Source organism: Chryseobacterium sp. Chry.R1, assembly GCF_039645525.1.
GTDB lineage: Bacteria > Bacteroidota > Bacteroidia > Flavobacteriales > Weeksellaceae > Chryseobacterium > Chryseobacterium proteolyticum.
Map to the genome: position 1 here is coordinate 198,021 of NZ_CP151793.1, position 21,198 is coordinate 219,218.

Below are 21,198 nucleotides of genomic sequence, written 5' to 3' on the forward strand. Positions count from 1 at the left end.
CGTTTGATAAAATTATTATCTTTGAATCTGTTTAAAATTAGAAATGAAAAAAATCCTATTAAGTCTTGGTGTTGCCATAGCTCTTCAAAATCTATCTGCACAAGAAATCACATTAGATAAAATATATTCAGGATATTACCGTGGGAAAGGCATTGCCGGAATTACTTCCATGAAAAACGGAGAAAACTACTTGGTTATTGAGCAAGGCGGTATCGCAAAATATTCTTATAAAAATTCTCAAAGAGAAGGTAATATAGTAGACGGGCAGTTTGAAAGCTATGAGTTTTCCGATGATGAATCCAAAATTCTTTTGCTTAAAGAAAGACAGCCTATTTATAGACATTCGTTTTTAGGGAAATTTGAAGTTAAAGACCTTAAATCAGGGAAAATCATTTCTGTTAATGAAGGGAAACCCGTTCAGGAGCCCAGGTTTTCACCGGATGCATCTAAACTGGCATTTATTGCAGACAATAACCTGTTTTTTCAGGATCTGAATTCCGGAAAGATCAATCAGATAACGACGGACGGAAAGAAAAACTCAATTATCAATGGACTTGCTGACTGGGTATATGAAGAAGAATTCGGACATGCAAGACAGTATGAATGGACCAAAAATTCGGATGCCATTGTTTTCATAAAATCAGATGAAAGCCAGGTTCCGGAAATTTATATTCCTATTTATGGTAAAACTCTTTATCCGACAGAAATGCGTTATAAATATCCAAAAGCCGGAGAAAAGAATTCTGTTGTATCAGCTCAATTATACCGTCTTGATTCAGGAAAAACAATGCCATTAAATCTTGGATCCTTCAAGAATTATTATATTCCCAATGTATTTCAGACAGCAAAACCTGACGAAATGGTTTTGATTACTTCAGAAAGAATACAAAACGCTTCTGATGTTTTAAAAGTTAATACAAAAACCGGTGCTGTTCAAAAATTATTTACAGAAACAGATGATAAGTGGATTGATACAGACAGTCCAACATTGGAATTCCTGGAGGATGATTCTTTCCTTTGGGGGTCAGAAAGAGACGGGCACCGTCATCTATATTGGTATGACAAAGATGGTAAACTGAAGAAGCAGGTTACAAAAGGAAACTGGGAGGTAACTGATTATTATGGTTACAATCCAAAATCTAAAGAAATCTATGTTCAAACCACAGAAAAAGGTAGTATTAACAAGGTAATATCCAAAATCAATATTCAGAATGGGAAATCACAGCTGATCTCCAATACAGAAGGGAATAACTCTGCTAATTTCAGCAAAAACTATAATTATTTCATTGAAACCTCCTCCTCTGTTTCAAAGCCTTATAGTTTTGTACTTAAGGACGGCAATGGTAAAATAGTAAAAGAGCTTCAGAACAATAACGACCAGCTTCAAAAATTACAAGCAGATAATTTTGCCGTGAAGGAATTCATTACCATTCCAAATAATGCAGGTGATCAGATGAATGCATGGATCATAAAACCTAAAAACTTTGATCCGAATAAAAAATATCCTTTATTTATGTTCCAATACTCCGGGCCTGGTTCTCAGCAGGTTTCTAATTCTTGGGATCAAGGAAATACTTTGTGGTTCAATCATTTGGTTCAGAAAGGATATATTGTAGCGTGTGTAGACGGACGTGGTACTGGTTACAAGGGAGCTCAATATAAAAAGGTAACATATATGAACCTCGGAAAATATGAAATTGAAGACCAGATTACCGCTGCGAAATGGTTTGGAAATCAATCTTATATTGATAAAAGCAGAATCGGAATGTTCGGATGGAGCTTTGGTGGATATATGACAAGTTTGGCTATGACAAAAGGAGCCGACGTCTTCAAAGCAGGAATTGCTGTTGCTCCGGTTACCAACTGGAGGTATTATGATTCTGTTTATACGGAAAGATTCATGAGAACTCCACAGGAAAATGCTGACGGTTATGATAAAAATTCTCCAACAGAATACTCTAAACTGCTCAAAGGTAAATTTCTACTAATCCATGGTACTGCCGATGATAATGTACATTTTCAGAATTCTATGGAATTCTCGGAGGCCTTGATCCAAAACAAAAAGCAATTTGATTTCATGGCATATCCTGATAAAAACCACGGAATTAATGGCGGACAAACAAGACCTCAGCTCTATCAAAAAATGACGGATTTTATCCTTAATAATTTATAATCCATCGTTAAAAATATTTATTAAACCTTCTGATTTACGTTAGAAGGTTTTTTAATATTCATTTCATTTATCGTTTTTCTAAAGAGTAATTTATTTTATCAATTAAAATTAAAAACTTATTTTTGGGAAATTTGAAATTTGTATAGATGAAGACTAAACATCCTAAAGGCCTGCCTTTTCTATTTTTTACCGAAATGTGGGAAAGGTTCGGGTACTACTTGATTCTCGGAATTTTTGTTTTGTATGTTATTGAACCTACCGGTTTAAAAGGAGGTCTGGGATTACCGGACAAAACCGCTGACGATATTTTCGGGACCTATATTGCACTTACCTATCTAACCCCGTTTATTGGAGGTTTCTTGGCAGACAGGGTTTTGGGATATATCAAATCTATTTATCTGGGAGGAATTCTGATGGCTGCTGGATATATAGGAATGGGTGTTTTCAAGGATCTCCCTTTATTCTACACTTCTCTGGCACTTATTATCATCGGAAACGGTTTTTTTAAACCAACCATTTCTACCCTTCTCGGAAATCTGTATTCTGAAGAACCTTATAAAGCCAATAAGGACTCTGGTTACAATATTTTCTATATGGGGATCAACATAGGAGCATTTATCTGCAATATTATTGCTGCTTTCATGCGTAACAAATTTGGTTGGGGTGAAGCTTTCATTACGGCCGGAGTAGGAATGCTTATCGGTATGGTTATTTTTACCATTGGGAGGAAGCACTATATCCACGCAGCTCAGATGAAACCAGTTCAGGAAGGAGATACTAAGCTTTCGGAAATCTTAATAAAGGTTTTTTTACCGGCTATTATTGCCGGAGCCATCGGATGGTTTATTCCGGGTAATATATTTGGAAGCGATAGTACCGATGCATTTATTTTTGCATGTATTCCTGTCATCTATTTTTATGGATCACTTTATTTTAAAGCAAAACCGGAAGAAAAAACGGCTATCGGAGCATTATTATCTGTTTTTATGATCAGTATGTTTTTCTGGGCAGTTTTTAAACAGAACGGAACCGCTTTAACAAGATGGGCGAATTATTATACCGATCGATGTGTTCCCGCAGCCATAGAAAAACCTTTAGAGAATATCTATATGGTAGATGGTAAAAGTTATGAGGACAAAGAAGTTCCTGTTTATGACAATCAATTCCAGTCACAGAAAGATAAAGACGGAAATACAATTAAAGTGCAGGGGAAAGATGTTTATTTTAAAAATATATCTTCTGAACAACGTGCTGAATTAGAGAAAAATCCAAAAAATAAGGTTTATTTATACAACACTGAATTATTTCAATCCATAAACCCTTTCTGGGTTATTGCTTTAACCCCTCTGATCGTAGGATTTTGGGCAATATTACGAAGAAAAGGAAAAGAGCCGCTTACTCCTACAAAAATTGTTTTAGGCTTATTCATCTCCGCATTATCCTGCCTGGTAATGGTATTGGCAGTAATGGCCGGAGATAACGGAGCTGTAAAAGTTTCTCCATGGTGGCTTGTTGCCGGTTATGGAGTGATTACAGTAGGAGAACTCTGCCTTTCCCCAATGGGACTTTCTTTTGTTTCTAAGCTTTCTCCTGCAAGAATTACAGCATTGATGATGGGTGGTTTTTTCCTTGCCAATTCAGTCGGAAATAAGTTATCAGGAATATTGGCAAGTACGTGGTACAGCTATGATAACAAGATGAATTATTTCCTGGTTAACTTTGCTTTATTGATTTTTGCTACGCTTTTAGGGCTTTCAATGCTTAAAAGGTTAAACAGGATCATGAAAGAAAAAGGGCATTAATTAACCCTTTTTAATAGATAATAAAAGCTGTAGAATTGATCTACAGCTTTTTTATTTAAATATAAAATTAAAATCTTGCCAAAAACTCAAAAAAAACTATATTTGCTAGTCTTAACAAAAATTAACAATAAGAATGGATAATATTGAAGCATTAAGTCCGAAACCGGATGAACTTGTAGAGAATAAGAGCTCCAGACATCCCAAAGGATTATGGGTTCTTTTCGGAACAGAAATGTGGGAGCGTTTCAACTTTTATGGGATGAGAGCACTTTTAACGCTCTTTATGGTAAACTCCCTATTGATAAAAGAAGCTGATGCAGCGATCATTTACGGTGGATTTTTAGCTTTGTGTTATTTAACACCTCTTTTAGGAGGATTTATTGCTGATAAATATATTGGTAACAGATACGCCATTATTATTGGTGGATCCTTAATGGCCATCGGTCAGTTTTTACTGTTCATAAGTGCCTCCACTTTTTCTGCTGATATCGGAAGTGCTAAGCTTATCATGTGGCTTGCCTTGTTCATTATCATTTTTGGTAACGGTTTCTTTAAACCGAATATCTCCTCAATGGTTGGAAGCCTTTATCCTAAGCAGGAAAAATCAAAGCTGGACTCTGCCTTTACTATTTTCTACATGGGAATCAATATCGGCGCATTCCTTGGGCAATTTATCTGTCCATACGTTGGGGATGTTAAAGATGCAGCAACAGGGGTAAGAGATATTTTCGCCTTCAAATGGGGATTCCTTGCAGCTTCTATTGCCATGATTATCGGAACTGTAACATTCTTCATCCTTAAAAACAAATATGTGGTGACTCCGGAAGGAAGACCTATCGGAGGATTACCAAAACATAATACAAGTGCAGATTTTGAAGAAGGGGAAACCCAAACGGCTAAATTCTCAGGTCCGTCATTAGGAATAACGGGGCTTATATTTGTCGTTTTATTTTTTGCTTTCAGATATCTTCTTGTAGGAGAATTTGGATTCAATTCAGTAGAGATGGGACAACTTATCAAAGGAATTATCTATCCTTTCATCTATGCGGCAGGTATCGCTTTAGCATTCCTGATTATGACTTCTGCTGAAAATAAAGTGGAAAGACAGAGAATCTGGGTAATTTATATCGTATCATTTTTTATTATTTTCTTCTGGGCCGCTTTTGAGCAGGCAGGTTCTTCCCTGACGTTCATTGCGGATAACCAGACAGACAGGAATATTTTAGGCTGGAATATGCCTCCTTCCATGGTTCAGATCTTCAACGGGATCTTTGTTGTTATACTTGCCGTTCCGTTCAGTTTGATCTGGGACAAATTAAGAGCCAAAGGAAAAGAACCTGTATCTCCGTTCAAGCAAGCTATGGGATTGGCATTAATTGCGCTTTCTTATTTCATCATTGCCCACAATGTAAAAGATCTTGGAAGCTCAGGTTTGTTAGCAATCAAATGGTTGATGCTATTGTATTTCATTCAGACATGCGGTGAGCTTTGCCTTTCTCCTATTGGTTTATCACTAGTAGGTAAGTTAGCTCCAAAAAGATTCGCTTCATTACTATACGGGGTTTTCTTTATCTCCAATGCAGCAGGTTATGCTTTAGCAGGTTCGTTAGGAGCTCTTATTCCTGCAACAGGTGATAAATTTAAAAAAGCGGAGGAAATCGGAGTAAACCTTCAGGATGTTTTAGATAAAAAAGTAACTTTAACAGCTGATCAAATAGCTGCTTTTGATAAAGCCCAGCTCCCATTACACAATCCTACATTTGCCGGATTTGAAATTCACAATCTGTTTCAATTCTTCATGGTATTCGTAGTACTTTGCGGTATTGCTGCGGTAATTTTAGGTTTAATTTCACCTATTTTAAAGAAAATGATGCACGGTGTAAAGTAGTTGCATTAATAAAATACTATAAAACCTCTGCTTTGTCAGAGGTTTTTTTATAAATTAGCACGCCGTTTCAAAATGAAACAGCTTTTCGTTTATTTTCATTTACTATGTATACATTAGAAGAAATACAAGATTTTAAAGGCAAGTATCCTAAACAGCTTTGGACGCTATTCACAGTAGAAATGTGGGAGCGTTTTTGTTTTTACGGGATGCGCGGAGTTCTTACCATTTTTATGGTGGACCAATTGGGCTTATTGGAAGATAAAGCCAATTTACAATATGGAGCAATACAGGCCTTCATTTATGCATTCACCTTTATCGGGGGAATTTTTGCAGACAAGATCCTGGGATTTAAAAGATCATTGGTTTTTGGCGGACTTATCATGTCCATTGGTAATCTTATTATTGCCTTTTCGCCCCATGATTTCTTTTATTTCGGAATTACCTGTTCAATCATTGGTACCGGTTTTTTCAAACCTAATATTTCTTCGATGGTAGGAGAACTTTACAAGGAGGATGACCCAAGAAGGGATGCAGGATATGGATTATTTTATGCAGGTATTAATATTGGTGGGTTACTTGGGGGTGGCTTATGTGTTTATCTGGGGAAATATTATTCATGGTCATGGTGTTTCCTTGCAGCTGCCGTTGTAATGATTTTAGGCTTGATTACATTTTTTGCGACAAAGAAAACCTTAGGCCCTATCGGAGATTCTCCATTACAGGCTCTTCCACAATCCAAAAGAACGACTCGTGAAGTGTTGGTTTATATCGGAGCGTTGCTAAGTATGCCGCTTATTTTTATCATGGTCAAGAATACGGATTATACCGATTATTTTATGTACCTGATAGGAATTGTTGCGGTCGGATATTTTATCATAGAAACATTAAAACAAACCACACCTTATCAGAAAAAGCTTGTTGCCGCATTCATATTCATCTTCATGTACTTTGTGTTCAACTCTATTTATGAGCAAAGCGGAGGTTCATTATCTTTATTTGCAAAAGATAATCTTGTACATAAGCTTTTAGGCTTTGGTATGGATCCTAATGTTATTAATAATAGTGCCAATTCATTTTTCATTATCATTTTCAGTCCATTGATCGGGCTGGCATGGATTGGTTTAAATAAAAGAAAATTAGAGCCTAATACCATCAACAAATTCGGGATTGGATTTTTATTCCTTGCAGCCGGATTCTTTTTATTTTATAGTTTAAGATATTTTGCGGGTGCTGATGGAAAATCTTCACTTAATCTGTTTACCTTTACCTGGCTGGTCATTACTTTCGGAGAATTATGTTTGGGGCCGATCGGAATGTCTATTATCACAAAACTATCACCAAAGAAAATGTTCGGAATGATGATGGGATTGTGGTTTCTGGCAAGTGCATTCGGACAGTTTGCAGCCGGTAAAATCGGAGCAAGTTTTTCGGAGGCCAATACCGGCAATACCAACATGAGTAAACTTATTGCTTATACCGACGGATATAAAACTCTGGGAATCTATGCATTGATAGCTGGTGTGGTATTAATTTTGATGTCCAAGCTTGTGAGAAAATTAATGCAAGACGTAAAATAAAATATAAGCTTATTATGCTTAATTTTATTAATAATTTAAAATTATATGAAAAAAATTCTAAGCATAATAAGTTTGTTTTTGTTTACCCTGAGCTTCGCACAAGTCAAATGGATGACTATTGAAGAAGCCCTGAAGGCTCAGAAACAAAATCCTAAAAAAATTCTTATTGATTTTTATGCCGACTGGTGTGGTCCATGCAAAATTATGGACAAAAAAACATTTGGTCATCCTGTGATTGAGCAGATCCTGAATGAAAACTATTATCCGGTGAAGTTCAATGCAGAAGAGAAAAAAGATATTGAAATTTTCGGGAGAACATTTTCCAATCACACCGTTGAACACAAAAAAGGAAAAAATTCACTCCATGAATTCACACAATATATGAACGTTGCTGCAGTTCCAAGCACTGTTTTTCTGGATGAGAAAGGAGGACCCATCACTATTCTTCAGGGTGAACTTTCAGCTATAGAGCTAGAGCCTTACCTGGAATTTATTTCAAAGGATATGTATAAAAAAATTAAAACGCGCGAACAATGGGAAGATTACCAGAAAAAGTTTAAATCCAAAATAAAAAACTAGTTTGGGATTTCCAAATTAATAATTAAGGCTTCCAATTTTTTGGAAGTTTTTTTTATTTTACCGAAATTCGGACTTTTATTTTTTCATTTACTATCGCGGATCAGAAACCTGTATCCAAGCTAAAATTGAATCTAGAAACCTCTATAGAATACGTTAAAGGAATCGGTCCTGAAAAAGCTAAACTCATTAAAAGTGTGTTGGGAATTTCTACTGTGGAAGATTTGCTTAACTTCTATCCTATCCGGTATCTGGATAAAAATAAAGTGTATAAAATTTCTCATCTTCAGGAAAACAATCTGGAGATTCAGCTAAAAGGAAAAATTACCCATGTTCAGGAAATTCAAACCGGAAAAACCAAAAGACTCTCCGCTAAATTCAATGATGAAACCGGAACAATGGATCTTGTATGGTTCCAATATTCAAAATGGCTGAAAGAGCAGCTTCCCATCAACAGGGAAGTCTATATTTTCGGAAAGATCAATCTTTTTAATAATCAGTTTTCAATGCCACATCCGGAAATTGAAATTGAAGAAAAAAGAGAAAATGATAATCGCCTGAGACCAATTTATCCAAGCTCTGAAAAGCTGACAAAACGTGGTTTAAACCAAAAATATTTTCAAACAATTCTCAGAAATATCTGCAAAGAGATCCCCAATCTTATTGAGGAAAACCTGCCGGATTACCTGATAAAATCCTTTAAATTCTTATCAAGGCAACATACTTTTTTAAATATCCATTTTCCACAGAGTATGGAATATTTTGAAAAGGCCGATCACCGGTTGAAATTTGAAGAATCATTTTTCTTTCAGCTAGGCTATGTTTTAAAGAAAATTCATCATAAAAGTCAGGCGTTCGGCAATCCATTTCCTATTGTGGGAGACTACTTTACCGGTTTTTATGAAAACCATCTTCCTTTTGAGCTTACCAATGCCCAAAAACGTGTTTTAAAAGAAATACGCTTAGATATGAAGAAACCGATACAGATGAACAGGCTTCTTCAGGGAGATGTAGGCTCAGGAAAAACGATGGTTGCTTTGCTTACTATGCTTATTGCAATGGATAACGGCTTTCAAAGTTGCATAATGGCACCTACTGAAATCCTTGCCCAACAGCATTATAACGGAATAAAGGAATTGCTGGAAAAAACAGATATTAATGTCCGGCTTTTAACCGGTTCCACAAAGGCTTCTGAAAGGAAAATCATTCATCAGGAGCTTGAAAACGGAGAGCTGTCAATTTTAGTAGGCACCCATGCTGTACTTGAGGATAAGGTTAAGTTTAAAAATCTTGGGCTGGCCATTATAGATGAGCAACATCGGTTTGGTGTTGCACAGCGGGCAAAACTTTGGGCAAAAAACAAAATTCCGCCACACATTCTTGTTATGACAGCCACTCCTATTCCGAGAACTCTGGCTATGAGCTTTTACTCGGACTTGGATGTTTCTGTGATTGATGAAATGCCTGTAGGTAGAAAACCGATTATAACAGCTCATAGAAGAGAAAAAGACAGAACCTATGTTTATAATTTCTGTAGAGATGAAATAAAAAAAGGCAGACAGGTCTATTTTGTATATCCGCTGATAGAAGAATCTGAAACTTTAGATTATAAAAATTTAATGGAAGGTTTGGATCATGTTATGAACTCTTTTCCGGATTATAATGTGAGTATGCTCCATGGAAGGATGAAGCCGGATGAAAAAGACGCAGCCATGAATTATTTTGCATCCGGGAAAGCAGAAATTATGGTTGCAACGACAGTAATTGAAGTGGGTGTAAACGTTCCCAATGCCTCAGTAATGGTTATAGAGAGCGCTGAGAGGTTTGGTTTGTCACAGCTCCATCAGTTAAGAGGACGTGTGGGCCGCGGGGCGGAACAAAGCTATTGCATTCTCATGACTTCAGATAAACTATCAACTGAAAGCAGAACCCGCATCAGGACAATGACAGAAACCAATGATGGATTTAAAATCTCAGAAGTAGATATGCAATTACGCGGACCTGGTGATATTTTAGGTACTCAGCAAAGTGGCGTTGTAGATTTTAAAAGACTTGACCTGGTAAAAGATTCCGGGATTATAAAAACAACAAAGAAAACAGTTGAAAAGATTCTTGAAAAAGATCCCCTGCTTGGTCTTGCGGAACATCAGATTATTAAAAACTACTATCTGAAATACTATAAAGGGAAAAATAAATGGAGCAAAATATCATAAAAAAAAACCGCAAAAAGAAAAAGATCTTTCCGCGGCCCCCTTATAAAACTGTTATTTAGAAGAAATTATTCTCGTGGTAAAAAATTTATTTAGTAGAATGCTTATTATTCTGTAATTTGATGTGGAGTGAAAATATTTATAGCATTTGCATTTTTATTTTAAGCCACTACTAAATAAATTTTGAAAAAACAAAATGAATTATGTTTCCAACTTACTTATTATAAAAACTAACTGTGTTTGTCGAAAGGATTTTAAAAGAAACGACTATAATATCCCCCGACGCTTGAGTTTTCATGATTGTACCGTTTTGTTTAAAGATCTTCTACGCTTAACATTGGAACTGAATAATCCATTTTGTTTTACTAACATCGTGATTAACATTTTTTACTTTCAAGATTTGAAAAATAATTATTTATATTAATTACTTTTATGATTAATTTGTGTTAGCACGTTTCTTGTACAAATTTCATCAATTGTTATTAATAACTATTTATATTATTATATTTAATAGTTATAAAATTTTCACCTATTGGTGAGTATTGTATAATATGTCTTATTTTATTTCTGAATTAAAATCCAGAAACATCAATGTTTATCATACTTTCAGGATAAGATTATCCTTATTGAGTCCTGATGTGTGGTATTGCCAATTTAGAGTCACTACCTCGGAAATTACCCTTTTCAGGTCTTTATAATTATCTGGTTTTTTTATATAAATATTTGCACCTTTTACAAAAATCCTTTCGACTTCTTCTTCTGACAATGTATCACAATATACCCCTGTGACCATACTGTTCAACCTCACATCTTTTTTAATCTCTTCCAGACATTCCAGCATCCCTTTTTTTGGAATGGTGTAGTTCATCAGCAGCACTTCCGGAATAAGAGCCTCCGCATTATTTAAATATTTCATCAAATCCTCACCATTGGAAAACGACTGCACCTTTACTGTTATTTTAAGATCTTTAAGTATACTTTTAAATAGAATAATATTGCCTTCGTCATTGTCAACAAGTATGGTATTTAAATATTCTTTATTCATAAAGCATTTTATTAGTAACAGCCACAGTCTGCTCTTTTCTCCTTTTGATAATAATTTTCTGAAACTGGGAAGGAGTGATACCCGTTGTATTTTTAAATTGTGTACTGAGATGAGCAACACTGGAGTAGTTCAGCTTATGTGCAATCTCCGTAAGGTTAAGTTTATTTGTAATAATCAGCTCCTTGGCATATTCTATCTTCTGTAGAATAATAAAGTTTTCTATAGATGTGTACGCGACTTCTGAAAAAAGATTGGAAAGATATCCGTAGCTATGATTCAATTTTTCAGCAATGTAAATAGACGCTTTAACAGCAACAATATCTTTTGAGAAAACCAATTCTACGATTGCATCTTTTATTTTCTGGACTAATGCAATCTTCTGGCTCTCGATAATTTCGATGCCATAATCTTCAAGATTCTTTTTGAAATTATTGTGCTGTTCCTGAGTAAATGCTTCATAAAATTCAACTTCTCCAAAATTCAGCAAACGGTATTTCAAACCCTGTTCTTTAAGCTTTTCATCCAACACTTTTTTACAAAGAGCATTGAAATCAAATTTCACATACATTTTCATCCTAGTACAAGTGTGTTAATTATTTTGTAAATATAAACTTTTATTTCATATAAATGTGAAATAGGTTAATAAAGTTAAAATAATTTTCATAAACGCAAAAAACTCCTGCATTAAAGAATACAGGAATTTAAACACTAAGGATGAAAAAAATATACTGATAAAAGCCAATACAGCTTAAAACCAAGTATATGAACGTATTATTTTTGAAGTGATTTGGTTCTTTGCAAATATCACAATTATAACCAAGTCACCCGTTATAGAATTATCAGATATTGTTACACAATTATAAGTCTATTGTTCGTGAATTATAAATTCCATCAGATAATCGTCCATCACGAAACCATTCCCGATATCAAATACTCCTTCGTCGTAGATCCGGTATCCTTGAGATTCGTAAAATTGTCTTGCGGCATTAAATTTATTTACATTTAAGATTATTCTGCCATCTCCAGCTTCAAGTGTTTTGTCTGCCAAAAAAGCGAGTGCTTTTTTCCCAAATCCTTTTCCTTTACTCTCGGGAACCAAATAAATCCTGTGGAGTTTTGTTGTTTGATCTTCGTAGGCATTTTCGTAGCCTATAAATCCTTCAAAAGAGTTACTTTCTCCATCTTTAATAAGATAATAATGATAATGAGGGTGCTGCAAATGCCCTGCAATCTCTTCTGTAGAATACATTGTACCCAACATATACTCCATCTGTTCAGCCGAAAGTATTTCTGCATAGGCATTTTCCCATGATCTTCTGGCTAAATCCTGAATTAAAGGAATGTCATTTTCTGTTGCTTTTACTAATTCCATAATTTTATCATTAAAAAAAGTGAAAGGCACGAACCTTTCACTTTATGTTATTTAATTTATTGACAGATAACGTAACCGCATATTTATTTTTAACGTCTTACGTATCTTAAATATTCGCCATTTCAGCTTTTATTTTCGCGTAAAGTCCTTCTGATGCTGCTACGAGAGGAAGTCTTAAATAATTTTTAATAATTCCTTTTTCTGTCAAAATCACTTTAATTCCACATGGATTTCCTTCGGCAAAAATCAATCTTGTGATTTCCACAAGTTTGTTATGAATTTCATAAGCTTCTTTTACTTTTCCATCCAAAGCTAACTGAATCATAGTAGAAAATTCTTTTGGATATGCTTGTCCTATAACGGAAATAACTCCTTCACCCCCTGCCAAAGTTACAGGCAATGCATATTCATCATCTCCCGATACTAATGCAAAACCTTCAGGCTTCTTTCTTAAAATATCGAAATATTGAAGAATGTTTGGAGCGGCTTCCTTAATTAAGAATAAATTAGGAAATTCTTTAGCCAATCGAATCGTAGTATCTGCCTCTATATTTTGTCCTGTTCGGGAAGGCACGTTATAGATAATGATCTTTTTTCCTGTAGAAGCCAGAGCTTTATAGTGCTGATAAAGCCCCTCCTGATTAGGTTTATTATAATAAGGAGAAACTGATAAAACTGCTTCAAATGATGAAAGATCCGTTTCTTCAATTTGTTTTTTTACTTCAAGAGTATTGTTCCCTCCAATTCCCAGAACCAAAGGAAGGCGTTTACTATTTACCTTAATGATATGATCTGTAACCTGTTTCTTCTCCTCTGCAGAAAGTGTTGCAGCTTCCGCTGTAGTTCCTAAAACAACTAAATAACTGGTTCCGTTTTCAATGTTATATTCAACAAGTTTTGTTAAACTATCAAAATCAACGGATAAATCTTCATTAAAGGGTGTTACCAAAGCCACACCTACTCCTTTTAAAATGCTCATCTGTTAGAATTATTTTTGTCAAATTTAATAATTTCGACTAAGAATTTATAATAAATAATAATGTTTTATTCTACATATAATTATATTTGCATATACTAAAAGAAATTATGAAAAATAAATTCTTATTGCTGGGAATTGCCTTGGTTTCGCTTACTTCTTGTAAAACAATTCCTTTACAGGTAGCAAATGTGGAAACACAAAAGAATATTTCCATTAATAAAGATCTGAAGAATGATGAGGCTTTTGTAAAAGTTATTGAACCTTATAAACAAAAACTGGATCGGGAAATGAATCAAAAAATTTCCCATACGAACACAGATCTTACCAAACAAGGTGATAACAGCAATCTGGGAAATCTTTTAGCTGATTATACTTTTGAAGGAGCCAATGAATGGGCAAAGTCACACCTGCAAAAGAATGTTGACGCTGCTCTCATCAATATAGGAGGTATTCGCACTGCCATTGGCAAGGGTGATATTTTACTCAAAAATGTATACGAAGTGATGCCATTCGAAAATGAAGTGGTCATTGTTAAAATGAAGGGATCCGACTTGCAGGGTTTGTTCGAATACTATGCAAAAAATGAGGTCAATAATCCGGTTTCTCACTTGTATATAGAAATTCAAAACGGCAAACCATCCAAAACTTTAATTGACGGAAAAACCATTAATTCAAGTCAGGATTATTATATTGCAACTTCTGATTATTTAGCATTAGGAGGTGATAACATGAATTTCTTTGCAAAAGGGGAATCAATTTCTACGGGAATTAAAATGAGAGATCTTTTTATTGATTGTTTTAAGAAAAACCCGCAGATTGTTCCCAATACAGATGTTCGTTTAAATTTTATCGGTAAGAAATAATGGATAGAAAAAGATTTATAAAAACAATTGGTGGCGGGACTATGGCAATGGCTTTAGCTCCCAATATGATGATGGCTGAAGATTTCGGACTGAGTACCTTATCTTCAACAAATAAACTTACTATTCTTCATACCAATGATCAGCACAGCAGAATAGAACCTTTTGATGAAAGTTATACAAAAAATCCTAATCAGGGAGGTTTTGCAAGAAGAGCAAGTTTAATACAGCAAATCAGAAGTAAAGAAAACAATGTATTGCTTCTTGACTCGGGAGATATATTCCAGGGAACACCATACTTTAATTTCTTTGGCGGCGAACTTGAATTCAAATTAATGTCCATGATGAAATATGATGCTTCTACCATGGGGAATCATGATTTTGATAATGGATTACAGGGGTTTCTGAATGTTTTGCCTAATGCACAGTTTCCATTCATCTGCTCGAATTATGATTTTAAAAATACAGTTTTAGATGGTAAAACATCTCCCTATAAAATCTTCAATAAAAACGGAATCAAAGTAGGGATTTTCGGATTAGGCATTCAATTGGAGGGGTTAGTAGGAAAAAAACAATATCAGGAAACTGTATATTCGAATCCGATTGAAGTTGCACAACATTATTCAAACTTTTTGAAAAATGAACAAAAATGTGATCTTGTAATTTGCTTATCACATATTGGCTACGATTACAAAGGAGAGCCCGATAAGGTAAGTGATAAGATACTGGCTGCAAGTACAGAAAATATCGATCTGATTTTAGGAGGACATACCCATACATTTTTACCGGAACCCCAAACCTTTAAAAACCGTCAAGGAAAAAATGTCCTGGTAAATCAGGTGGGATGGGCAGGACTTCTTTTAGGCAGAATAGATTTCCACTTTGACAATAACAAAAACGTACAACATATCTCCTGGAATAATCAGGTAATAGATAGCAGTATAATAGCATAATATGAAAAAACTCTCCATAATTTCCCTTGGTATTTTAGCATGCTTTCAAATGGCTAATGCTCAGGTTATTTCTTCAAAAAAATGGGCGGATATATTCTCCTACAACAATGTTATCTCCATGAAAGAAGATAATGGGAAAATAATTGCAGCTGCAGAAAACGGGCTATTCTATTATACCATCTCGACAGGTGAAATTACGAAGTTATCCAAAGCAAATGGTCTTCATGAAGTAGGTATTTCCGCTTTTGATTACAATGCTCAAACCAAGATCGGACTTATTGGTTATCAAAACGGCTCCTTGGATATTGTTACTCCGGACGGTGTTACTTATGTTGTAGATATCCCCATTGCTACAGGATACAACGGAAGCAAAAAAATCAATCATATATCAATTACAGGAGATAAGGCTGTTATTTCAGTTGGCTATGGAGTCTCTATTTTTGATCTTAGAAAAAAAGAGTTTAACGATTCTGCTTTTTTTCTTTCAGGAGGTGTATACGAAGCGAGTAATGAAGCAACTATCGTAGATAATAAGGTATATTCTGTAACGAATACTGGTTTAAAGAGCCACGAAATGAATACGACTTTTCCGGTATTTTCTACCTGGACAACTGATGTCCCGGGAACATTTACCCAAATCGATTCTGATCCTGTTATTAGCTTTTCTTCTGCAACTACAGCATACATCTTTAATAATGGTGTCTCTACTCCACTTTCGCAGACTTTTGGAAAAGTACAGGATATCGTTGTGAGTTCAAATGGCATTATTATTACCGATCAGAGTAGGATTTACACTTTCAATACCAACGGAAACTATGTTGGGACAGCGAGTGTAGGAGAAGAATGTAATACCGCCATAAGGACAGGTTCGAAGATATATGGAGGAACTATTCTGTCGGGAATTAAAGATGAAACCAATAATGCATTTAAACCGGATGGTCCCTATTTCAACTATGCTTATAAACTTAATTTATATGGTGAAAATCGAATTTTAGTTTCAACCGGAGGTAGAGAAGCAAGATTCAACACTCCTATAAGTAATCCTAGAAACCCCGGTTTCTACTACTTTAACGGAATGCAATGGATATATTCATCTTATTTTATAGGACAAACACAGTCATTTAATATTTTAGATGCTGTGGCCGATCCGAGCAATTTGGATGAAGTCTATTTCACCAATTATGTATATGGAGGACAGGGTATTTACAAAATGAAATACAACAGCACGAATAAAGATTTTGATTTTACAAAATATTACAGCTTATCACCACCTAATAACTTTGCCTATAGACCTGTAGGCTTAACTTATGATGATCAAAATAACTTATTTGCTACTGTAGGTTTTATGGATAATGGATCTATGGCTATAGTTCCGTATGATAAAACTGCTGACAATTTTATCGTAAAGGAAATAGCAGGTCTGAGCCACGGTGTGCAGAAAGCTCTATATTATGAAAATCTTTTATGGGTACCGATCCCAAGGACGAACAACTTTTTAGTATATGATTATAAAAAGACTCCAACAAACGTATCTGATGACACCGCTTATATCCTGACTCAAGCCAGCGGATTTCCAACCAATTCAGGAGGAACGGTTTCTGTCGCCATTGATAAAGCCGGAGATGCGTGGATCGGTTCTGACACAGGGTTACGGGTTTTATCCAATGCGGTAACAGCCATTAAAGAACCCAATCCTACTGTAAACCCTATTATCATTGAGCAGAATAATCTAGGCGAGGAGCTTTTCCGTGATTCTCAAATTTTACAAATAGAAGTAGATGCAGGAGATTATAAATGGATTTCAGTAGATGGTGGAGGAGTATATTATCTGTCTTCAGATGGACAAAGAACCATAAAGCATTTTACAAAAGAAAATTCACCATTGCCTACGAACAGCATTACTGATATTAAAGTAGACAGAAAAACAGGAAAGGTATATTTTGCTTCTTACAACGGAATTGTAACCTATCAGGGAGATGTAGCGGATGTAACTTCGGGCTTCGGAAATGTAGTGGTGTACCCGAATCCTGTGGTATACTCTAATTTCAAAGGAAAAGTTACAATCAAAGGTCTGGCGGAAAAAACAAACATAAGAATAACTGATGTTGCAGGAAACGTCATTCACTCGGCAGTAGCAAGAGGTGGTTATTATGAATGGGACCTTAATAATCAGCGAGGAACCAGAGTAGCATCAGGTATCTATTTTGTCTTAATGACCAATGAAGATGGTTCTGATAAAGCGACCGCCAAAATAGCTGTGGTTAATTAATGAATTCACAAAAAGGATTTTTACTTTCATTTATCAAATACGGGGAAAATGATGCGGTTCTTCATTGCTTTACAGAAGAGGAAGGTTTTCAGACTTTTTTCCTGAAGGGGATTTACTCCAAAAGAAATAAGAAAAAAGCATTATTGCTTCCGTTAAACCAACTCAGTTTTTCCATTCCTATGGGAAAAAGTAGCGGAATACCGTCCGTTACCAGATTCGAGTTGGTAAAAAACAACGATATTTACACTGATATAAAGATCAATACTGTGGTTTTCTTTATTTCAGATTTTCTTAATCAGATCCTGAGAAATGAACATAAAAATTCTAATCTCTATTTTTCCATTGACGAGTTTATTGATGAACTCTCTCTAAAGAATTATCAATCCCATTTGATTTTTTTAATTAAAATTTTAAAAATCCAGGGTGTAGCACCCCTACTCGACCATCACCAGTATCTGGATCCGGAAACAGGAACTTTTTCACATCAACCGGCTCATCAATTATTCAGCCATGAGATCTCAGCCGCTTGGAAATCTATTATTTCTTCACAGAATCCTTATGAATTAAAAATTCATTCAGCATTAAGAAAGGATCTCCTGGATAGTATATTGGTTTATTACCATTACCATATTACAGACTTTAAGATTCCAACTTCCCTGGAAGTGATCCAGCAGATATTTGAATAAGTAAATTACACAATCATAAGTTCATTTTTATTATGGTTGTCATCGGTTTATGTTGTAAGGTAGCTGAATTGTGAAATTGTATTTAATACATTATTATTCTGCTCGCTTGCTTTTTAGCCAATTGCTCCCAGCTCAACTATTTCGTTTCTTCCGGCAATTCCGTTTGAGATTCCGCTATTTCCTTTTTGGGGAATTTTGGTTGAAGAATTTTAGATATCAGTCCGGTCCATCCTGTCTGATGAGAAGCTCCTACTCCACGCCCTGTATCACCGTGGAAATATTCATAAAAAAGAATGTAATCCTTAAAATCAGGATCTGTCTGAAACCTTGGATACTGTGAATTGACCGGCCGATTTCCATTTTCATCTTTAAGGAATATTTTTGCGAGTCTTTTACTTAGAGCATCTGCAATCTCCTCAAGATTAGAATAATTTCCACTGCCAGTAGGATATTCTACCATAAAATCAGGACTATAATAAAAGAAAAAACTTTGAAGACTCTCAATAATCAGAAAATTAATAGGAAACCAGATAGGACCTCTCCAGTTACTATTTCCACCAAAAAGCCCACTATCACTTTCTGCAGGTGTATATTTTACAGAATAATCAACCCCATTGAGATTAATTGTATAAGGATTTTTTTCATATACTTTGGATAGGGCGCGCACACCATAATCACTTAAAAACTCGTTTGGATCCAGCATCCTGTTGAGGAGCCTCTTTAAGCGATGTCCTCTCAGCAGGGAAAGCAAATGCTTTGAATCCTGCCCCTTCACTTCCCAGTGCGAAACAAGGGCTGCCAGTTCGGGTTTATTTTCCAATACCCAATGCATCCTCTTTTTAAAATTAGGAAGTTTTTCAATCACCTCATCGTCAATTACCTCAACCGCAAACATAGGAATGAGTCCCACTATTGTCCTTAATTTAAGATACATATGATTTCCATCACTGGAAGAAATAGCATCATAAAAGAACTCATCTTCTTCGTCCCAGAGGCCAAAGTTTTCATCACCCATATTATCAAGAGAATGGGCGATAGAAAGGAAATGTTCAAAGAATTTCATTGCCATCTCTTCATAAACCCTGTTATAGAGAGCCAGTTCTAAGGCAATTCTCATCATATTGAGTGCGAACATCGCCATCCAGCTGGTTCCGTCCGCCTGTTCCAGCTGTTCTCCATTCGGGAGTGTACTGTTTCTGTCAAAAACGCCTATATTATCAAGTCCTAAAAATCCGCCTTCAAAAATATTATTCCCGTTGTTATCCTTTTTATTCACCCACCATGTAAAGTTCATCAATAGCTTCTGGAAAGCACTTTCCAGAAATTCAAGATCAGGCTTATCCTTCAGATATTCATCGATTTTAAAAACTTTAAAAACCGCCCAGGCATGAACGGGTGGGTTTACATCACCGAAATCCCACTCATAGGCAGGTAACTGCCCGTTAGGATGCATATACCATTCGAACAGGAACAACTTTAACTGATATTTAGCAAAATCGGGATCAATCAATGAAAAACTTATGGCATGAAATGCCAGATCCCAGGTTGCATACCATGGATATTCCCATTTATCAGGCATCGAAATGATATGTTCATTATTCAGATGTTTCCAATCGTAATTTCTTATTCTCCCACGGGATTTAGGTGGAGGCATTTCTGCAGGATCACCTTTCAGCCACTTTTCAACATTATAATGATAATACATTTTATTCCACAACAAGCCTGCAAATGCCTGCCTCTGAATCAGCTTTTCATCATCAGACCGGATTCCTTTCTGGATGTCATTATAAAAATCATCAGATTCTTTTTTTCTTGAATTGAAAATTGCCTCAAAATCCTGAAATGGTTCTGATAATTCTTTATCGGAGAGCCGAAACTCAAAGGTCTTTGTTTCTCCTGCTTTAAAATCATCTTCAATATAAAAAGAGGCTTTTGTTCCCTTATTCTCCAGATTTATGGCCGATAAATTCTGATTAATGATAAAGTCATTAATTCCGTCCTTACAGTATTTTGATTTATTAGCCGAACGATATATCCGTTCATTATTGGTCTCATTATCACAAAACAATGTTTTCCGGGATTGTTTGGAATAGATATTTCTGACCTCAAGATCCTTATGCTCAATTTTAATCTTTGAAAATTCTTTTGAGCTTAGCAGAGGCTTATAATCATCATATCCCCAACTCCAGGTATTCCTGAACCAAAGTGTTGGTAAGATAATAAGCGGAGCTTCATTTTCAGATTTATTGGTAACCGTTAATTGTATTAAAATATCATTTGCCCCTTCTTTAGCATATTCAATGAAGATATCGAAGTATTCGTTCCTTTCAAAAATACCGGTATCTATCAATTCATATTCATCTTCATTTTTACTTCTTCCTGCATTGATGTTTAGCAGATCTTCATATGGAAAAGCATTCTGAGGATATTTATAAAGCATTTTCATGTAGGAATGGGTAGGTGTGGAATCGAGGTAATAGAAATATTCTTTAACATCTTCACCGTGATTTCCCTGGCCGTTTGAAAGACCAAAGAAACGCTCCTTTATCATCTTATCTTTTTTATTCCAGAACCCTATGGAAAACACCAATTTCTGCCAGTCATCACAAATCCCGCAAATCCCTTCTTCCCCCCAACGATATGCCTTCGCTTCAGCAATATCATGATTGGTATAATTCCAGGCATCTCCATTCGCACTATAATCTTCACGTACCAACCCCCATTCCCTATTGCTTACATAAGGACCCCATTTTTTCCATTGTATATCAGAAAGTCTCTGCTGTTCTGTCATATATGTAGTTTTAAGAA

15 protein-coding genes are annotated in these 21,198 nt (G+C 35.4%); 10 read left to right on the top strand and 5 right to left on the bottom strand.

Translation table 11 applies throughout. The annotated features are described in order from the left end of the window. Nucleotides 1-43: 43 nt before the first annotated feature. The 6 genes from AAEU33_RS00995 to recG all read left to right on the top strand — a co-directional run bounded on the left by AAEU33_RS00995 (nt 44) and on the right by recG (nt 10,229). Nucleotides 44-2,173, top strand: a complete 2,130-nt coding sequence (locus tag AAEU33_RS00995; protein WP_345990541.1) for a S9 family peptidase — start codon at nt 44-46, stop codon at nt 2,171-2,173. 146 nt (nt 2,174-2,319) lie between these two features. Continuing rightward, nucleotides 2,320-3,975 (top strand): peptide MFS transporter, encoded by a 1,656-nt coding sequence (locus tag AAEU33_RS01000; protein WP_345990543.1) that lies wholly within the window; start codon nt 2,320-2,322, stop codon nt 3,973-3,975. Between the two features lie 133 nt (nt 3,976-4,108). After that, a complete protein-coding gene (locus tag AAEU33_RS01005; RefSeq protein WP_172283843.1) occupies nt 4,109-5,863 on the top strand; it encodes a peptide MFS transporter in 1,755 nt (584 codons plus the stop codon). Between the two features lie 104 nt (nt 5,864-5,967). Next, nucleotides 5,968-7,440 carry a peptide MFS transporter gene (locus tag AAEU33_RS01010; RefSeq protein WP_273650767.1) on the top strand — a complete coding sequence of 491 codons (1,473 nt, stop codon included), beginning with the start codon at nt 5,968-5,970 and terminating at the stop codon, nt 7,438-7,440. A gap of 45 nt (nt 7,441-7,485) precedes the next feature. Beyond that, nucleotides 7,486-8,019, top strand: a complete 534-nt coding sequence (locus tag AAEU33_RS01015; RefSeq protein WP_306614470.1) for a thioredoxin fold domain-containing protein — start codon at nt 7,486-7,488, stop codon at nt 8,017-8,019. A 92-nt stretch (nt 8,020-8,111) separates the two neighbouring features. Then, complete coding sequence (gene recG, locus AAEU33_RS01020) at nt 8,112-10,229, top strand: ATP-dependent DNA helicase RecG (protein ID WP_345992721.1); 2,118 nt, start codon at nt 8,112-8,114, stop codon at nt 10,227-10,229. Between the two features lie 595 nt (nt 10,230-10,824). Here the strand turns inward: recG and AAEU33_RS01025 are convergent. The 4 genes from AAEU33_RS01025 to dapA form a co-directional block, all read right to left on the bottom strand. After that, nucleotides 10,825-11,271, bottom strand: a complete 447-nt coding sequence (locus AAEU33_RS01025) for a response regulator (RefSeq protein WP_172283837.1) — start codon at nt 11,269-11,271, stop codon at nt 10,825-10,827. Then, complete coding sequence (locus AAEU33_RS01030; RefSeq protein WP_172283835.1) at nt 11,264-11,845, bottom strand: helix-turn-helix transcriptional regulator; 582 nt, start codon at nt 11,843-11,845, stop codon at nt 11,264-11,266. Before AAEU33_RS01030 ends, AAEU33_RS01025 begins: the two co-directional genes overlap by 8 nt. A gap of 291 nt (nt 11,846-12,136) precedes the next feature. Then, entirely contained in the window at nt 12,137-12,643 is a 507-nt protein-coding gene (locus AAEU33_RS01035) for a GNAT family N-acetyltransferase (RefSeq protein ID WP_273650764.1), read from the bottom strand. A 106-nt stretch (nt 12,644-12,749) separates the two neighbouring features. Next, nucleotides 12,750-13,622 (bottom strand): 4-hydroxy-tetrahydrodipicolinate synthase, encoded by an 873-nt coding sequence (gene dapA, locus AAEU33_RS01040; protein ID WP_345990547.1) that lies wholly within the window; start codon nt 13,620-13,622, stop codon nt 12,750-12,752. 107 nt (nt 13,623-13,729) lie between these two features. Here dapA and AAEU33_RS01045 point away from each other — a divergent pair, with 107 nt between their 5' ends. Genes AAEU33_RS01045 through recO form a run of 4 tightly spaced genes read left to right on the top strand, consistent with a single transcriptional unit; the run spans nt 13,730 to nt 18,390 of the window. After that, a complete protein-coding gene (locus AAEU33_RS01045) occupies nt 13,730-14,485 on the top strand; it encodes a 5'-nucleotidase (protein WP_345990549.1) in 756 nt (251 codons plus the stop codon). Further along, nucleotides 14,485-15,435: a metallophosphatase gene (locus AAEU33_RS01050; protein WP_345990551.1), complete on the top strand. Its 951-nt coding sequence runs from the start codon at nt 14,485-14,487 to the stop codon at nt 15,433-15,435. The genes AAEU33_RS01045 and AAEU33_RS01050 overlap by 1 nt, the downstream gene beginning before the upstream one ends. A gap of 1 nt (nt 15,436) precedes the next feature. Beyond that, nucleotides 15,437-17,704 carry a hypothetical protein gene (locus AAEU33_RS01055; protein WP_345990553.1) on the top strand — a complete coding sequence of 756 codons (2,268 nt, stop codon included), beginning with the start codon at nt 15,437-15,439 and terminating at the stop codon, nt 17,702-17,704. Next, entirely contained in the window at nt 17,704-18,390 is a 687-nt protein-coding gene (gene recO, locus AAEU33_RS01060; RefSeq protein ID WP_345990555.1) for a DNA repair protein RecO, read from the top strand. The genes AAEU33_RS01055 and recO overlap by 1 nt, the downstream gene beginning before the upstream one ends. Nucleotides 18,391-18,526: 136 nt before the next feature. On the opposite strand, the gene AAEU33_RS01065 is transcribed toward recO, so the two are convergent. Next, nucleotides 18,527-21,181 carry a glucosidase gene (locus AAEU33_RS01065; protein WP_345990557.1) on the bottom strand — a complete coding sequence of 885 codons (2,655 nt, stop codon included), beginning with the start codon at nt 21,179-21,181 and terminating at the stop codon, nt 18,527-18,529. Nucleotides 21,182-21,198: the final 17 nt, after the last annotated feature.

Coding starts and splice junctions, on each gene's coding strand:
- AAEU33_RS00995 (WP_345990541.1), top strand. CDS start 44: ATGAAAAAAATCCTATTAAGTCTTGGTGTTGCCATAGCTCTTCAAAAT.
- AAEU33_RS01010 (WP_273650767.1), top strand. CDS start 5,968: ATGTATACATTAGAAGAAATACAAGATTTTAAAGGCAAGTATCCTAAA.
- AAEU33_RS01035 (WP_273650764.1), bottom strand. CDS start 12,643: ATGGAATTAGTAAAAGCAACAGAAAATGACATTCCTTTAATTCAGGAT.
- AAEU33_RS01000 (WP_345990543.1), top strand. CDS start 2,320: ATGAAGACTAAACATCCTAAAGGCCTGCCTTTTCTATTTTTTACCGAA.
- recO (WP_345990555.1), top strand. CDS start 17,704: ATGAATTCACAAAAAGGATTTTTACTTTCATTTATCAAATACGGGGAA.
- AAEU33_RS01045 (WP_345990549.1), top strand. CDS start 13,730: ATGAAAAATAAATTCTTATTGCTGGGAATTGCCTTGGTTTCGCTTACT.
- AAEU33_RS01055 (WP_345990553.1), top strand. CDS start 15,437: ATGAAAAAACTCTCCATAATTTCCCTTGGTATTTTAGCATGCTTTCAA.
- AAEU33_RS01025 (WP_172283837.1), bottom strand. CDS start 11,271: ATGAATAAAGAATATTTAAATACCATACTTGTTGACAATGACGAAGGC.
- AAEU33_RS01050 (WP_345990551.1), top strand. CDS start 14,485: ATGGATAGAAAAAGATTTATAAAAACAATTGGTGGCGGGACTATGGCA.
- AAEU33_RS01015 (WP_306614470.1), top strand. CDS start 7,486: ATGAAAAAAATTCTAAGCATAATAAGTTTGTTTTTGTTTACCCTGAGC.
- AAEU33_RS01030 (WP_172283835.1), bottom strand. CDS start 11,845: ATGAAAATGTATGTGAAATTTGATTTCAATGCTCTTTGTAAAAAAGTG.
- AAEU33_RS01065 (WP_345990557.1), bottom strand. CDS start 21,181: ATGACAGAACAGCAGAGACTTTCTGATATACAATGGAAAAAATGGGGT.
- dapA (WP_345990547.1), bottom strand. CDS start 13,622: ATGAGCATTTTAAAAGGAGTAGGTGTGGCTTTGGTAACACCCTTTAAT.
- AAEU33_RS01005 (WP_172283843.1), top strand. CDS start 4,109: ATGGATAATATTGAAGCATTAAGTCCGAAACCGGATGAACTTGTAGAG.